This window comes from Nocardia sp. NPDC058658 (assembly GCF_042716665.1).
In the GTDB taxonomy this organism is placed as follows: Bacteria; Actinomycetota; Actinomycetes; order Mycobacteriales; family Mycobacteriaceae; genus Nocardia.
Genome location: NZ_JBHXRR010000045.1, coordinates 1 through 14081 on the forward strand (window position 1 = coordinate 1; position 14081 = coordinate 14081).

18 protein-coding genes are annotated in these 14081 nt (G+C 68.1%); 7 read left to right on the forward strand and 11 right to left on the reverse strand.

From position 1 onward, the window contains the following. The first annotated feature begins 216 nt into the window (after positions 1–216). From ACFWUP_RS30990 to ACFWUP_RS31000, 3 genes are read left to right on the forward strand one after another with little or no spacing between them, the layout of a single operon-like run. A complete protein-coding gene (locus ACFWUP_RS30990; protein WP_379239540.1) occupies positions 217–822 on the forward strand; it encodes a ClpP family protease in 606 nt (201 codons plus the stop codon). Beyond that, the gene (locus ACFWUP_RS30995; protein ID WP_379239541.1) at positions 819–1004 is read left to right on the forward strand and encodes a hypothetical protein; all 186 of its coding nucleotides are present in this window, start codon (positions 819–821) and stop codon (positions 1002–1004) included. The genes ACFWUP_RS30990 and ACFWUP_RS30995 overlap by 4 nt, the downstream gene beginning before the upstream one ends. Then, on the forward strand, positions 1001–1591 hold the full coding sequence (locus ACFWUP_RS31000; RefSeq protein ID WP_379239542.1) for a ClpP family protease: 591 nt from the start codon (positions 1001–1003) through the stop codon (positions 1589–1591). Before ACFWUP_RS30995 ends, ACFWUP_RS31000 begins: the two co-directional genes overlap by 4 nt. 163 nt (positions 1592–1754) lie before the next feature. On the opposite strand, the gene ACFWUP_RS31005 is transcribed toward ACFWUP_RS31000, so the two are convergent. From ACFWUP_RS31005 to ACFWUP_RS31015, 3 genes are all read right to left on the reverse strand, one after another. After that, positions 1755–2588 carry an SDR family oxidoreductase gene (locus ACFWUP_RS31005; RefSeq protein ID WP_379239543.1) on the reverse strand — a complete coding sequence of 278 codons (834 nt, stop codon included), beginning with the start codon at positions 2586–2588 and terminating at the stop codon, positions 1755–1757. 135 nt (positions 2589–2723) lie between these two features. Beyond that, entirely contained in the window at positions 2724–4199 is a 1476-nt protein-coding gene (locus tag ACFWUP_RS31010; RefSeq protein WP_379239544.1) for a flavin-containing monooxygenase, read from the reverse strand. Positions 4200–4359: 160 nt separating this feature from the next. Then, positions 4360–5478, reverse strand: coding sequence for a patatin-like phospholipase family protein (locus ACFWUP_RS31015; protein WP_379239545.1), 1119 nt, complete (start codon positions 5476–5478; stop codon positions 4360–4362). Between the two features lie 60 nt (positions 5479–5538). Here ACFWUP_RS31015 and ACFWUP_RS31020 point away from each other — a divergent pair, with 60 nt between their 5' ends. Next, positions 5539–6147, forward strand: coding sequence for a TetR/AcrR family transcriptional regulator (locus ACFWUP_RS31020; RefSeq protein ID WP_379239546.1), 609 nt, complete (start codon positions 5539–5541; stop codon positions 6145–6147). 74 nt (positions 6148–6221) lie between these two features. Here ACFWUP_RS31020 and ACFWUP_RS31025 read toward each other — a convergent pair whose 3' ends face one another. The 7 genes from ACFWUP_RS31025 to ACFWUP_RS31055 form a co-directional block, all read right to left on the reverse strand. Beyond that, positions 6222–6623 carry a helix-turn-helix domain-containing protein gene (locus tag ACFWUP_RS31025; RefSeq protein ID WP_379239547.1) on the reverse strand — a complete coding sequence of 134 codons (402 nt, stop codon included), beginning with the start codon at positions 6621–6623 and terminating at the stop codon, positions 6222–6224. A gap of 130 nt (positions 6624–6753) precedes the next feature. Beyond that, positions 6754–7947 carry a lipase family protein gene (locus ACFWUP_RS31030; protein WP_379239548.1) on the reverse strand — a complete coding sequence of 398 codons (1194 nt, stop codon included), beginning with the start codon at positions 7945–7947 and terminating at the stop codon, positions 6754–6756. Between the two features lie 229 nt (positions 7948–8176). Next, entirely contained in the window at positions 8177–8641 is a 465-nt protein-coding gene (locus ACFWUP_RS31035; protein WP_379239549.1) for a DUF5130 domain-containing protein, read from the reverse strand. Next, on the reverse strand, positions 8628–8906 hold the full coding sequence (locus ACFWUP_RS31040) for a hypothetical protein (RefSeq protein ID WP_194829561.1): 279 nt from the start codon (positions 8904–8906) through the stop codon (positions 8628–8630). Before ACFWUP_RS31040 ends, ACFWUP_RS31035 begins: the two co-directional genes overlap by 14 nt. Positions 8907–8966: 60 nt before the next feature. Continuing rightward, a complete protein-coding gene (locus tag ACFWUP_RS31045) occupies positions 8967–10568 on the reverse strand; it encodes an alpha-amylase family glycosyl hydrolase (RefSeq protein WP_379239550.1) in 1602 nt (533 codons plus the stop codon). A 238-nt stretch (positions 10569–10806) separates the two neighbouring features. Beyond that, positions 10807–11220 carry a globin gene (locus ACFWUP_RS31050; RefSeq protein WP_379239551.1) on the reverse strand — a complete coding sequence of 138 codons (414 nt, stop codon included), beginning with the start codon at positions 11218–11220 and terminating at the stop codon, positions 10807–10809. After that, on the reverse strand, positions 11208–11366 hold the full coding sequence (locus ACFWUP_RS31055; RefSeq protein ID WP_379239552.1) for a hypothetical protein: 159 nt from the start codon (positions 11364–11366) through the stop codon (positions 11208–11210). Before ACFWUP_RS31055 ends, ACFWUP_RS31050 begins: the two co-directional genes overlap by 13 nt. A gap of 18 nt (positions 11367–11384) precedes the next feature. Here ACFWUP_RS31055 and ACFWUP_RS31060 point away from each other — a divergent pair, with 18 nt between their 5' ends. Then, positions 11385–12098 carry an HNH endonuclease gene (locus ACFWUP_RS31060; protein WP_379239553.1) on the forward strand — a complete coding sequence of 238 codons (714 nt, stop codon included), beginning with the start codon at positions 11385–11387 and terminating at the stop codon, positions 12096–12098. Positions 12099–12154: 56 nt separating this feature from the next. Here the strand turns inward: ACFWUP_RS31060 and ACFWUP_RS31065 are convergent, their stop codons facing one another. Further along, complete coding sequence (locus ACFWUP_RS31065; RefSeq protein WP_379239554.1) at positions 12155–12724, reverse strand: helix-turn-helix domain-containing protein; 570 nt, start codon at positions 12722–12724, stop codon at positions 12155–12157. Between the two features lie 67 nt (positions 12725–12791). Between ACFWUP_RS31065 and ACFWUP_RS31070 the strand changes: the two genes are divergently transcribed. Continuing rightward, a complete protein-coding gene (locus tag ACFWUP_RS31070) occupies positions 12792–13499 on the forward strand; it encodes an AzlC family ABC transporter permease (protein ID WP_379239555.1) in 708 nt (235 codons plus the stop codon). Beyond that, positions 13496–13816: an AzlD domain-containing protein gene (locus ACFWUP_RS31075; protein ID WP_379239556.1), complete on the forward strand. Its 321-nt coding sequence runs from the start codon at positions 13496–13498 to the stop codon at positions 13814–13816. Before ACFWUP_RS31070 ends, ACFWUP_RS31075 begins: the two co-directional genes overlap by 4 nt. The last annotated feature ends 265 nt before the right edge of the window (positions 13817–14081 follow it).

Here is a 14081-nt window from a genome sequence, read left to right on the forward strand (position 1 = left end):
GCCCAATAAACACAGCCTCAAACCTCTGGGACTACTAACCCCCGGAGCTCTGCCACCCACCCGGCCCAGGACTACCCAAACCCCGAAGCCCAGCCACACAACCCAACCGCGAGACCACCAGCCCCTACAGCAGCGCCACACCTCCCCTGCTGACAGCAGATCTGCCCACAGCAGCATCAGCGGCGAAACATAGTGTGCCCAAGGCACCGTGAACTCATGGCACACGACGAAAAACCCCCGATGTTCACCTGGCGAACCCGCGAGCAACTGTTCGCCCGACGCATCCTCGTCCTCGACGGCCCCCTCGACGACGACAACGGCACCCTGCTCATCACCCAACTACTCACCCTCGGCGCCCAGAGCCCCGAAGCCGGAATCTCGCTCTGGATCCATTCCCCCGGCGGTTCGGTCCCCTCGATGCTGGCGATCCGCGACGTGATGCGACTGGTCCCGTGCGAGGTGTCCACCCTCGCACTCGGATTGGCTTGCAGTGCAGGGCAATTCCTGCTCTCCTCGGGCACCCCCGGCAAGCGGTACGCCCTACCGCACGCCCGCGTCCTCATGCACCAGGGTTCAGCGGGAATCGGCGGCAGCGCGGTGGAAGTGGAAGTACAGGCCGACGACCTGCGCCACACCGTCGACACCGTGCTCGGCCTCATCGCCGCCGACACCGGCCAACCCTTCGACCGCATCTACGAGGACTCCCTGCACGACCGCTGGTTCACCGCACCCCAGGCACTCGAATACGGGTTCATCGACCACATCGTCGAATCGTTCGACCAGGTGATCCCGCACCGCCACCGCATCGGGATCACCACATGAGAACTGCTGCCGTACACAGGTTCCCGTCGCTGGCACGCCAGGTACCCGCTGCCGCGCAACGCGAACAGGGCCCGCAGCGCGGGGTGGGCATCGTCGCCTCGGTGCCGTTCGGTGGCGGACTCGCCGCAGCGGTCCTCCCGTACTCCACGTCGTTCAGCTACCTCCGGAAGGCCAGCACATGACCTACACGATCCCGAATGTGGTGTCCCAGCACCGCGGCGGCGGTGAGCGGATCACCGACATCTACTCGCACCTGCTCAGCGAACGCATCGTCTACCTCGGCACCCCCATCGACTCCGGCGTCGCCAACGCCCTCATCGCCCAACTGCTGCACCTGGAATCCGACAGCCCCGGCCAGGCGATCAGCCTCTACATCAACTGCGAGGGTGGCGACCTCTCCGCCATGCTCGCCGTCTACGACACCATGCGATTCATCAAGGCCCCCGTGCACACCACCTGCGTCGGCCAGGCGATCGCGGTCGGCGCGGTCCTGCTCGCCGGGGGCGCACCCGGCCATCGCGCGATGCTCCCGCACACCCGAATCGTGTTGCACCAGCCCGCGACTCGCGGTCAGGGCACCATCCCCGACCTGATCCTGCAGGCCGACGAGATCGTCCGCATGCGCGCGGCGATCGAGGCGATCCTGGCCAGGCACACCGGTCAGACCCCGGAGACCCTGCGCCGGGATACCGACCGCGACCGGGTGTTCACCGCCGAGACGGCGCTGGACTACGGGCTGGTCGACCGGGTTCTGCACGAGCGGGAGTGAGCCGTCCGCGCGGTGAGACCACGCTGGACGGACATTTTCACTCGGATCGGTTCGAATATCGACCGGATCGCCGAAGAATGTCCGCCCAGCGTGGCAGTACGCCGAGCACCAGACTCGGTGCGCAAGTCGCACTGACGGGACGGCACCGAGCCAGCGTCGACGCTCACTGCTTCTCGATGCGGTCCAGGTAGACCCGGCGGACATCGTCGTCCACCCGGGTGATGGCGGCGTCGTCGTGGGCCGCCTTGCGGACAGCGCGCATCACCGACTCCGGGACCAGCCCGACAGCGTTCGCCAGCGCCCCGACATACCCGGGTACCGCGGTCTCGGCCGCACGGGTCTTGACTGTGCGGACCACCGCGGCGGCGATATCCTCCGGGTCGACGGCGGGCAGGATGCCGTAGTCGATGCCCGAGCTGAGCTCGGTGCGCACCGCCGACGGCAGTACCGCACTCACGCTCACCCCGGTGGCGTCCATCTCCAGCCGGGTGGCCGCGGTCAGCCCGACCACCGCGAACTTGCTGGCGTTGTAAACGGCCAGGCCCTTGAGCGGGAACTTGCCCGCCAACGAGGCGATGTTCACGACGTGCCCGTAGCCGCGCTCGACCATGCCCGGCAGCGCCAACCGCATGCCGTGGATGACGCCGTAGACATTGACGTCCATGGTGAGCTGGTCGATGCGGTCGGACTGGTCGAGGAACGGGCCGTTGGGCATCACGCCCGCGTTGTTCACCAGCACGTCCAGCGGGCCGTGCCACTGCGCGGTCGCGTCGAGAAACTTTGCGTAGGAAGCCTTGTCGGTGACGTCGAGGGCATGGCCCATCGCGTGGTCGCCGAGGTCGGCGGCGGCCTGCACGGCCAGCGCTTCGTCGAGGTCACCGAGCGCGACGTACGCGCCGGCCTCGATGAACGCCTTGGCGGTGGCGAGTCCGATGCCGCGGGCGGCGCCGGTGATCGCGATGGTGGCGCCTTCGAGATCGATCCGGGGGTAGCTCAATGTCGTGCCTCTCGCCGAGTACGTACACGCGCGACCGAGCAGGTAGCGCGCGGGGAAGCGACCGGTACCTCGGCGAGGTCGATCGGCGAACGGTTCACGTCCACTCGTGGCGCGAGAGCGCGCACGTCGCGGCGCTCACGCGGAGACTGCCGTCGCGTGGGTGATGGTGAAGTCGGTGGGGTCGAAGGTGGCGACGCGGGTGGTGAGTTCGCCGGTGGACCAGGGCCAGCTGAAACTGTTGCGGCCGTTGGCATCCATGTAGTAGCTGTGGCAACCGCCCGCGTTGTAGACGGTGCCCGCCAGCGCGGCCTGCACCTGGTCGACGTAGCGCGCCTGCACCTCGGGGCGCACATCCAGCGCCGCCCAGCTCGCGCCGCGAGCCTGCTCGATCGCCGAGACGAGGAAGGCGACCTGGGCTTCGAGAATGGCGAACGCCGAGGAGTGGCCGGTGCCGAGGCTGGGGCCGAGCACGGTGAACGCGTTGGGGAAACCGGTGGTGACAGTGCCGAGGTAGGCCTCGGGCGAGCCTTTCCAATGTTCGGCCATGGTGCGGCCGTCGGCGCCGCGCACGATGTCGGCCAGCGGGGTGTCGAGGATGTGGAAGCCGGTGCCGAGGATGACGGCGTCGACCTCGGCGGTGGTGCCGTCGGCACCGACCACGGTGTTGCCACGGAATTCGGTGACCCCGGTGGCGTGCACGTCGACGTTGTCGCGGGTCAGCGACTGAAGGTAGCTGTTGGAGAACAGGATTCGCTTGCAGCCGAGGAGGTAGTCGGGCGTGAGTTTCGCCCGCAGTGCCGGATCACGCACCACCGCACGCAGATACGCCGAACCGACGGCCTGCACGGTCTGCATCAGTGGCCGCGGGTGCCGGAACGCGACCCCGAGCCCTTCCATCAGGCCGTACTCGATCGACCGCAATGCCTTGTGCGCGAACGGGAATCGTCGCATCACCCGCTTCTCGAAGCCGGGTACGCGGTGGTCGAGTTTCGGCAGCACCCATTGCGCGGTGCGCTGGAACAGGTGAAGTCGCGCGACGTCGGGCGCGATCGCGGGCACGAACTGCACCGCCGACGCACCGGAACCGACCACCGCGACCCGCTTGCCGCGCAGGTCGTAATCGTGATTCCAGCGGGCGGAGTGGAAGACCTCGCCCGGGAACTCGGCCAGGCCGGGGATCGAAGGCAGATTCGGTTCGTTCCAGGGGCCTGCGGCCGAGACGACGAAACGTGCCGTCAGCTGACCCTCGCTGGTCTCCAAGCGCCAGAGGTTCTCGGCGCTGTCCCATCGGCTGCCGAGCACCGCGACCCCGAAGCGTGTGCGTTCGGCCAGCCCGTGCTCACCGGCGACCTTGTTGACGTAGTCGAGGATCTCGGGCTGGGTCGCGAACAGCCGCGACCATTCGCTGTTGGGCGCGAAGGAGAACGAGTACAGGCCCGACGGCACGTCGCACGCGCAACCGGGATAGGTGTTGGCTCGCCAGGTGCCACCGAACGTGTCGGCCTTCTCGACGATCACCACGTCGTCGACACCGGCCTCGACCAGCTTGATCGCGGCGCAGATGCCGGAGATCCCGCCACCGATCACAACTACTTCGTGGTGCTGGGTCATCAGATTTCTCCTTCGAGCGATACTTGCGCGGCTGTGCGTGCGGGTGCGAACCACCCGGTGCCGGGCGATCCCCATGCCGCCACACGACGATTCACACGGGCGCCCCCGCTCGCCTCGTGACGGCGGGCATGGCGATTGCCGCGCCCGATCTTTCCGTCGCTCATGCGAATTCGCGATGGGCGGTGCGGATGGCCGTGGCGACCCGGGCGGGGACGTCTCGCCGGGCGGCTGCCAGGGTGGCCGGTCTGCGGGCCGAGTCCATGAAGTTGGGGCCCATCGCGGCAAGTTCACCGGGGCCCGGTTCAACACGGATCACGCGCGTTCCCGCAGCTTGGAGCAGCGCCACTTCGCGGTCGAGGACGCGGGTCATCTGTGCGCGGAGCAGTCGCTCGATACGGTCCAGTCCGGTCGCCGGTGCGCCGCCCGCCGAGGTCATCGGCGCGACGATCACCACCTCGTCGAGTTCGAGCGGCAGGAGCAGATCAGCCGACACCGACGACACCGACCCGCCGTCGACGTAGGACCGCCCGCCGATCTGCACCGGCGGAAACCAGCCCGGAATTGCCCAGGAGGCGGCGATCGCATCGCCAAGATCGGCCGCGCTCCGGCAACTCGAATCCTTGTGCACCGCAGCATCTTCGATCGAGGCAACATCCGCGTCCACACCACTGCGAGCAACCTCGACCCGCCGACCGGGCACCTCGGCCGCGACTTGCACATTACGGCTCACTTCACTGTGCGGACCGAACGCTTGCCCCCTCGCCGCGGCCCCGACACGACCCTGCGCGCCGAACGTGGTCCGGACACCGGTGGAGGCTTCTGCGGCGACCAGCCAGGTGGCCGGGTGGCTCACCCAGCCGTCGGAATCCGCCAGGGCTCGGCCGTAGGCGCGCAGCCAGCCCGCATCGCCACGGCCGCGGGGCAGGAGGCCGGCCAGCGCGGTGTAGGCCGACCCGGCGCGCACACCGGCGCCGAGCAGACCGAGCGCGGGCAGCCCGAGGCCGGGCAGCGGCGGCAGCTTGCCCGGGTCCACCGCCACGTGACCGGCCAGCACCTCATCGGCGCCGGGTGTGGCGTCGAGGGCGGCGAGCAGGTCGGTCGGGGTCCGGCCGGAACCGAGGGCGGCCACGATCTCCGCGCCCGCCGACGTGCCGATCAGGACGTCGGCGGTGCGCACGTCCCAGTTCATGGCGCGTTCGACGGCGTCGAGGGCTACGGCGGTCCAGGCGAAGCCGAGCAGGCCGCCACATCCGATGGCGAGGCCGCGTCGTGTACTCATGATTCGAATACTAACGGTATTCGAATTCCGGCGGTAGCCCATTTTGCTAAACTCCCGCACATGGCCAGGATGACGCGCAAGGAGTCGCACGCACTCACGCGTGAAAGGCTGGTCGAGACCGCGAAGCGGTTGTTCATGGCCGACGGCTACAACGTGACCTCGCTGGAGAAGGTGGCCACCGAGGCAGGATTCTCCAAGGGCGCGGTGTACTCCAACTTCGCGACCAAGCACGAACTGGGCCTGGCCGTGCTCGACGTCGTGCATGTGGAGCGGGCCCAATCGCTGGCCGACGCGATGATGGTGCACGACACCATGGCGGAGCGGATCGAGGGTTTCGCGCGGTGGGCCGACGAGAACATCGGCGATGTCGGCTGGACCGCGCTGGAAGTCGAGTTCGCGACGAGTACCCGGCACATGCCCGAGGTCCGCACCGAGCTCGCCGAACGCCGGAACACCCTCACCGCGATGCTCGCCACGGTGATCCGGACCCAGGCGGATCAGCTCGGCCTCGAACTCCCGATGTCGGCGGAAGACACTGCGCTGCAACTGCTCTCGCTCGGCATCGGCCTGGGCGTGCAGCGCGCGATCGATCCCGAACTCCCGATCAGCGCAATCGTCGACCTGCTCCGCACCCAGATCGCCGCCGCCGGTGTGACGCTGGACGGTTGATCCCCAGGCAACCATGGCGGTATCGCCCGAGAAGGAAAACCACCAGCGCCTGTTGATCTTGATCGGCTGACGAGTCAGGCGGCCATCAGTACGGCGTTGGGTGCGATCGACATCGGGGCGCCGTCGGTGGGCGCGATCTGGCGTCGGCCGCCGAGCACCACCGCGCCGGTCGGCACGAGTGCGTGCCTGCGCATCGATTCGGCCACCTGGGCGACGAGGTCGCCCAGCGAGGTGCCGAGCGCACCGGCCAACGCCGCGATCATCTCGCTCGACGGCTCCTTGCGCCCACGCTCGACTTCGGACAGATACTGCGGCGAGATCCCCGCGCGACCCGCGGTGTCGACGAGGGTGGCGCGCTGCTCCGAACGCAGGGCCCGCAACCGTTCACCCAGCGCCTCACGCCAGAGTGGTTCCGGCCGCGCCCGCTGTTCACCGCGTCCGCCAGGAATCACCCGCAACCCGTTGTGCTCGCCCATACTCCGAGCGTAGGGACGTCAGCGCCGAAACACCCGCCTCTTCTGCTCTGGGCGTAACCACTCGACCCACCCCGAGTAAGCCCTTCCAAGGTGCCCGAAGGGCCCCGCTCGTGCGCGCCAGCGCTCCAAATTACCGCGTGATGCCGAAGCGGGCGTCTGCCCAGGCGAGGGCGTCGGTGAAAGATGCCGAGACAATGTGGCTGTGGTCGATGTCGTCGTACTTGCGGTAGTCGACCGATTCGCCGCGGTCCTGCTGTTCGCGGACCATCGCATCGGTCGACGCCAGCGGGACTGTCAGATCGGACCGGCCCTGCAGGACCAGGACCGGCACCGTGAAATGGAGGCCGCCGGGGTCGTTGTCGTCGAGGACGCGCAGCAGCCCCGAGACGTCGCCGTCGGGGGTGAAGACGTCCTTCGCCGACAGGCCGCCCCACTGGTCGCGCAGGCCGCCGGTGCATTCGGTGTCGGCCTTCGGGAGCAGCGACCGGGCGCGATCGGTGAGGAAGCGCGCGGGGTCGACGTCGGTGATCGTCTGGGCGCCGCGCACCAGCAGCGGCAGGTAGATCGCGATGTCGCCCGTGCCGAGTTTGCCCAGCGGGTTCGACGCCGCCCACTTCGCCATCCGGACCTGTTCGCCCAGATGCGAAGCGGGCGCGAGCGCGATGGCGCCGAGCAGGGGCGAGGCGGGTGCCCAGCCCGCGGAGTCGGCGGCGGCGAACAGGGCCGCGTGGCCGCCCTGCGAGTGCCCCATCGCCACCCAGCGCGAGCCGACGGATTTGTCGACTTCCCGTGCGGCCGTGGCGATATCGGCCATCGCGCGATGTTCTGTCTCACCGATCAGGTAGCCGTGATTGCCCGGTGTGCCCAAGCCCTGGTAGTCGGTCCTGGCGACGGCGTAGCCCTTCGCCACCCAGCGGGCCTGCTCGTCGAGGCTCGGCGTGGAACCGTCGGACCGCGAGGCCGCGCACACATCGGCGACCCCGGTGCTGCCCGGCCCCCAGGAGATCAACGGCCAACCACCCGCGGGCGCAACACCTTCGGGCACGGCCAGCGTCCCCGACACCGCGACCGGCTTTTCCTGCGCGTCCAGCGATCGATACAGCGTCAGATAGTTGCGCGCCCCCGGCACTGCGCGTGCTCCGGTGAGCGGCTGGGACCGGATCACCGAACCACGCGGTCCCGGAATCGATTCCGCGCTGGGATTGTAGAAGTCGGAAAGAGGTGCGGCCGAGGCGAATTCGACGGGCGTGCTGTCGTCGGCGCAGGCCGCGGCGGTCAACGCCAGGCAGGCCACCACGAGCACCCGAGCGGTACGTCCGTACAAGTTTCCCCCCACTACGCCGACGGCCGACAGACCGCCGACCAGGTTACTCGATACCGTCCGGACCGCCGGGCACCCCACTGACCACCCGCCGACGGACGTCGCGGATCTCCGAGCTGTCGGAACCATCGGCACACGGAATCGCTGCGCGGCCGGACGGTCTCGCATTTCGGCTGAGAACACGTACGGCGCGTTCACCATGTGGTGAACGCGCCGTACGGACGAAAAAGAACTAGCGGCCGATCGCGGCAGCCATCACGCGGGTGGCCGAGATCAGGCCGTCGATCAGGTTGCCCTGCCGGAACGAGGCGAGCGCGGCGGTGACACCGAGCTGGCAGATGCGGTCGTTGGCGCGCTCGGCCACATTCGCACCGGAGCGGACCTCGATCGCGCCCTGGTTCGGGGACACGGCGATGAGCACCGAGTCGGCCGACTCGGGAGTGTTCGGCAGGATCGCGTCGGCGCCGGCCGCCGGATCGGTACCGAGGTCACCGAGGTAGATGTTGAAACGAACCTTGGTGGCGCGGGTCGCCTCGGTGAGTGCGTTGTCGAGGGAGATGCGCTCGTGATCGGTGAACGGCACCTCGTCGAACACGGTGCCGGGCTCGTGCACAGCGGACACGCGGCCGCTGCTGGTGAGGGCGGATCCGTGCGGCAGGTCGGCTTCGACCACCGCGGGCCAATTAGAACTTGCCACTTGCCCGGCCTCCGATCAGCTCCGCATGCGCGGTTTCGAGAGCCGCATGACTGCCATGCGGCTCGGCGGTGTGGTGACCCGCCGCAGCGGTCACCTCATCGGTAGCACTCCACAGCACCGGCCGGTGGGTCCACTTCTGCCCGAGTGCGAAGTGGGCCGGCTTCTCACCGGGGAATGGCTTACCGAGATAGGACAAACCCGCGATCGCGAAGTAGATCGCGGCCGGGATGCCGACGAAGATCAGCACTGTCTCGAGAATGCTCACGCTCCAACGGTAGACGATGCTGTGTAGTAGTTCATCCTCCGGCTGCCGGTAAGCCGCGTGTCACACCAACCAGGCGGCCGCGTTCGCGGGCAACCGATCGTCGGCGACCGGCGCACTCGACAGCAGCACCTCCCCCGGCGGCAACTGGATCGCGCCGTCGGAAGCATTGAGCACGCAGGTCAGCCCGCCCGGACGACGGAAGGCGAGACAGCCGTCGGGACTGCCGTACCACTCGATCCGCTGACCCGCGAACTCCGGCCGGGTGGCGCGCAGGTCGATCGCCAAGCGGTACAGCGACAACGTCGAGTGCAGGGTTTCCAGTTGCGCTTCGACGGTGCGATCGGCCCAGTCAGCCGGGATCGGCAGCCACGACTTGCCCTCGGTGAAACCGAACGGGGTGGTCGAGCCCTCCCACGGCATCGGGACCCGGCACCCGTCACGGCCGCGTTCCTTGTGACCCGTGCGCTCCCAGACGGGGTCCTGCAGGACCTCGTCGGGCAGGTCGTCGACATTGGGCAGACCCAGTTCGGCGCCGTTGTAGACGAACACCGCACCGGGCAGGGCGAGTTCGACCATCATCATCGCCCGCGCCCGCGCGACGCCGGTCTTGCCGCCGCCGTAGCGGGTCACCTCGCGTTCGATGTCGTGGTTGGACAACGTCCAGGTGGGTGGGGCGCCCGCGTCGGCGACGGCGTCGAGGGAGTGCGTGATCGCGTCGTGCACGCCCTCGGCGGTGAAGGGGGTTTCGGCGAGGCGGAAGTTGAACGCCAGGTGCAGCTCGTCGGGGCGGACGTATTCGCCGAAGCGGACGTTGTCGTCGACCCACACCTCGCCGATCGACACCGCGTCCGGATAGTCGTTCATCACCGTGCGGATGCGGCGGTGGATGGCATGTACGCCCGGGTTGTTGAAGCGGGGATCGTCGTCGTCGTGGACGAGCATCTTGGTCTCGACCTTCGCCATATCGGGCAGGCCCTCGGGCTTGGCCATGCCGTGGGCGACATCGAGGCGGAAACCGTCGACGCCACGGTCGAGCCAGAAGCGCAGGGTCTTCTCGAAATCGTCGGCAACCTCAGGATTGTCCCAGTTCAGGTCGGGTTGTTCGGGAGCGAAGATGTGCAGATACCACTGACCCGGCTTGCCGTCGGGTTCGGTGATCCTGGTCCAGGCGGGGCCGCCGAAGATGCTCGGCCAGTTGTTGGGTGGCTCGTCACCGTTCTCGCCGCGACCGTCGCGGAAGATGTAGCGGGCGCGTTCGGGGCTGCCCGGCGCCGCTTCCAGTGCCTCGGTGAACCACGCGTGTTCGATGCTGGTGTGGTTGGGCACCAGATCCATCGTCACCTTGATCTCGCGGTCGTGCGCCTCGGCGATCAACTCGTCCAGCGCCCCCAACCCGCCGAACAGCGGGTCGATATCGCGCGGATCGGACACGTCGTAGCCGCCGTCGGCCTGCGGTGACCGCATCACCGGACAGATCCACAGCGCGTCGACGCCCAATAGCTCCAGGTACCCCATCTTCTCGCGGACACCGCCCAGATCGCCGACACCATCACCATCGGAGTCGGCGAACGAACGCGGATAGACCTGATAGAACACGGCGGTTTTCCACCACGGAGCGGTGCTTGCTTCCCCCGGCACCGGCGAGGCAGGTGTCTGTGTCACACGTGCAATATTGCCAAAGTTCGCCCGGGATAATCATGTGAGGCGAGACTTTCTGCGAATCCCGCAAATAACCAGCGTTCGCCACGCCGGGACGAAACATCGTGGTAAAAGACCGCAACGGCGGGAAACAGGGCGGCTACCTGCTGGTCATCAGCGAACACCGGGCACCCGTACGCTGGGCGGGGCAGCTACGGGGCGTTCTGCAAGGAGGCTGCGGGAATGCGGTGTACGCCTGGGGTCAGCTCGGCGAGTTCTGTAGGGAGGCCGCGGCCATTTGGAAGTAGTCGAGCAGGGCCTTGCGATGCTCGCCGTCCAGGATCGACGGTTCGATCTCACCGACCGCGATCGTCATGCACCGCATCCACGCATCACGTTCGAGCGGGCCGATGACAAACGGGTTGTGCCGCATCCGCAGCCGCGGGTGCCCGCGCTCATCGGAGTAGGTGCGCGGCCCACCCCAATACTGTTCGAGGAACATCCGCAACCGGCGCTCGGCCGGACCGAGGTCCTCCTCCGGGTACAGCGGACGCAGGATCTCGTCGGCCGCCACCTCGCGATAGAACACCGACACCAAGCGGCGAAACGTCTCCGCGCCGCCCACGGCTTCGTAGAAGGAGGTCGTTGTCTGCTCACCGGAAGTCACGCCGTCCATTGTGCCCCGATCACCACGGTCACGAACGCGCTGCCCTTCAACCACAGTTCATCCGGAAGTTTGAAAAATAGCCGTGCAATACCGCCGAAACCATGGTCAACTGGGGTCAGTATCGGCCCCAGATACCACATGATCCTGCCAATCATGAAATTGAGGTCACGAAGATGAAGCAGCGACCGAGCGCCCGTTCACACGAGGCGCGCACGCACCGACAACTCCAGCCCGCCGACGTCCACAACCGTGGCTCGGGGGCTGTTCCGCTGCGTATCTTGTCCGATCCTCATCCGGGCGCACATGGTCACCACGACCTGCCGCATATCCCCGCGCCTCTGCATCTCGCCGGAGACCACGACGCCGCCGCATGGCGCAAACGCCGGGTGCTCCTCCTCAACGCCACTTACGAGCCGCTCACCGCGCTGTCCGCGCGTCGCGCCGTCGTCCTGCTGATCTGCGCCAAAGCAGACGCTGTCCACGACGATCCCGAAGGCCCCGTGCTGCACTCCGCGGGCTCGGAAGTCGCGATTCCCTCCGTTATCCGCCTGCGCACTTATGTGCGTGTGCCCTACCGCGCCCGCGTGCCGATGACCCGCGCCGCGCTCATGCATCGCGACCACTACCGATGCGGGTACTGCGGCGGCAAAGCCGAAACCATCGACCACGTGATCCCCCGCAGTCGCGGCGGCGAGCACTCGTGGGAGAACTGCGTCGCCAGCTGCGCCCCCTGCAATCACCGCAAGGCCGACAAGATGCTTGCCGACCTGGGCTGGCACCTGCGCCATCCGCTGGTCTCCCCCAAAGGTCCGCACTGGCGACTGCTGTCCACCACCGCCGACCTGGATCCGATCTGGTTGCAGTACCTCGGCGAAGGAGCCGCATAAGCTCAGCGTTCCACAGACGCGCACGGCCGCAGCGTTGGCGGAGGTACGCGTAACCCTCAGGCGCTTTCGATGACCATCGTCGCCCAGGTTCCCGGTTCGAGGGCTTCGAAGATGTGCGGGAGATCGCCCAGGTAGCGGATGTAGTCGCCGGGGCGCATCTCCACGGGTTCGTCGGCCGGGCCCGCCATGGCGCGGCCCGCCGCCAGCACGACGTGTTCGACGACGCCGGGCGTGTGCGGATCCGAGCGGCGGGTGTGGCCGGGTTCGGCCGCGACGCGGTACACGTCACAGCGCGTCAGTGACTGGCCCGCTGCGAGCAATGTCACTCGATAGTCGGCGTCTGCCGCCGGAACGGGTGAGCCCTCGTCGGCTCGGATGACCTGAACACCGGGCCGCGGCGGATCGAGCAGCCGCGAGAACGGCATCTCCAGCGCGACACACAGTGCCCACAGGGTTTCCAGGCTGGGATTGCCGGTGCCCGATTCCAGTTGCGAGAGAGTGGATTTCGCGACGCCGGCCCGGCTGGCGACTTCGGTCAGCGACAGACCCGCGCGGGCGCGTTCGCGTCGAAGCGCGGCCGCGATCACCGCCTGGGGCGGTCCGACGACAGGGTCCTGCCGGTCCATCTGCGCCTCCTGGGGGCTGGCGATACCGCGTTGACTTTACCCACCCCTGACGTTCAATATAAACAACATGCGTTCGATTTGGCGAACACTCGACCGGACAACCGTGGCTGCCGTAGCCGCGGCGTGCTTTGCCGTCGGCTTGTTCGGGGTGTCCTACGGTGCGTCGACGATCGCGGCCGGGTTCCCGATGTGGATGCCGATCGTGATGGCGGTGACCGTGCTCGCCGGTGGATCGGAGCTGCTGTTCTTCGGGATCGTGGCGGCCGGGGGTAGTCCGCTGGCCGCGGTGGTGGCCGGACTGCTGCTCAACGCACGGCATCTGCCGTACGGATTGTCGGCGCCGGAGGTGTTCGGGAGTGGCTGGAAACGGGTCCTCGGCATCCACGTCCTCAATGACGAGTCGGTCGCTTTCGCGGCGGCGCCCGGCAATCAGGAACGCAAACGCGCTGCGTACTGGGCCTGCGGCATCGGTGTCGCACTGTGCTGGCCGCTGGGCGCGACCCTCGGTGCCGCACTCGGTTCGCTCGTGCCCGACACGTCCGCGCTCGGCCTGGACGCGGTGTTCCCGGTGATCCTGCTGGCACTGATCCTGCCCGCGCTGCGCGATCGTGCGACGTTGTGGCCGGTGCTGGTCGGTGCCGGGTTGGCGGTGGTGGTCGCGCCTTATGTGCCCGCCGGGCTGCCGGTGCTGATCGCGCTGGGTGGGCTGGTGTTCGCGCTTCGTCCGCCTGCCCCGGCCGTCGAGCCGGTGCCGGTCGAAGCGGTGCAGGCGTGAACGCGCCGTACCTACTGCCTGCCATGCTGGCACTAGCCGTGGGAACCTACGCCCTGCGCTGGACCGGCCCCGCGATGCGTCACCGACTACGCCTGTCCCCCAGAGCAATTCACCTACTCGACACCGGCGCCCTGATCCTGCTGGCGGCGCTCGTCGCAACAGCGACGCTACCCACCGGCTCCGGCCACCTAGGCATCGCCCTCCCCGCCGGCGTCGGCGTAGGCGGAGTACTTGCCTGGCGCCGCGCCCCCCTGCTCGTCACCGTACTGGCCGCAGCAACCACAACCGCGCTACTGCGACTCCTCGGCGTGCACTGACCCCGTCACACCGCCTACCCGACCCCCACCCCACCCGCACCACTTACTGCACCCCGACCCACCAACACCGCACTTCCCCACCCCGCACGCCAAAACCACACCCCCACTCCACCCCCAACAACACAGTGCACCCCAAATCCGCCATGACCGCACTCCCACCCCCCACACCCGACCCCTAGGGAGGGTCCGCCGCGAAGCGGCGGTAGCGGCCCGGCCGCGAGTTAGCCGCCGTTGCGTCCGAGGCGAAGCCTCCAGCAACGGCGGC

Bases quoted from the DNA above. Each gene is read 5' to 3' on its own strand.
- ACFWUP_RS30990 (WP_379239540.1), top strand. From the start codon at position 217: ATGGCACACGACGAAAAACCCCCGATGTTCACCTGGCGAACCCGCGAG.
- ACFWUP_RS30995 (WP_379239541.1), top strand. From the start codon at position 819: ATGAGAACTGCTGCCGTACACAGGTTCCCGTCGCTGGCACGCCAGGTA.
- ACFWUP_RS31000 (WP_379239542.1), top strand. From the start codon at position 1,001: ATGACCTACACGATCCCGAATGTGGTGTCCCAGCACCGCGGCGGCGGT.
- ACFWUP_RS31010 (WP_379239544.1), bottom strand. From the start codon at position 4,199: ATGACCCAGCACCACGAAGTAGTTGTGATCGGTGGCGGGATCTCCGGC.
- ACFWUP_RS31015 (WP_379239545.1), bottom strand. From the start codon at position 5,478: ATGAGTACACGACGCGGCCTCGCCATCGGATGTGGCGGCCTGCTCGGC.
- ACFWUP_RS31020 (WP_379239546.1), top strand. From the start codon at position 5,539: ATGGCCAGGATGACGCGCAAGGAGTCGCACGCACTCACGCGTGAAAGG.
- ACFWUP_RS31025 (WP_379239547.1), bottom strand. From the start codon at position 6,623: ATGGGCGAGCACAACGGGTTGCGGGTGATTCCTGGCGGACGCGGTGAA.
- ACFWUP_RS31050 (WP_379239551.1), bottom strand. From the start codon at position 11,220: ATGGACGGCGTGACTTCCGGTGAGCAGACAACGACCTCCTTCTACGAA.
- ACFWUP_RS31055 (WP_379239552.1), bottom strand. From the start codon at position 11,366: ATGATTGGCAGGATCATGTGGTATCTGGGGCCGATACTGACCCCAGTT.
- ACFWUP_RS31060 (WP_379239553.1), top strand. From the start codon at position 11,385: ATGAAGCAGCGACCGAGCGCCCGTTCACACGAGGCGCGCACGCACCGA.
- ACFWUP_RS31065 (WP_379239554.1), bottom strand. From the start codon at position 12,724: ATGGACCGGCAGGACCCTGTCGTCGGACCGCCCCAGGCGGTGATCGCG.
- ACFWUP_RS31070 (WP_379239555.1), top strand. From the start codon at position 12,792: ATGCGTTCGATTTGGCGAACACTCGACCGGACAACCGTGGCTGCCGTA.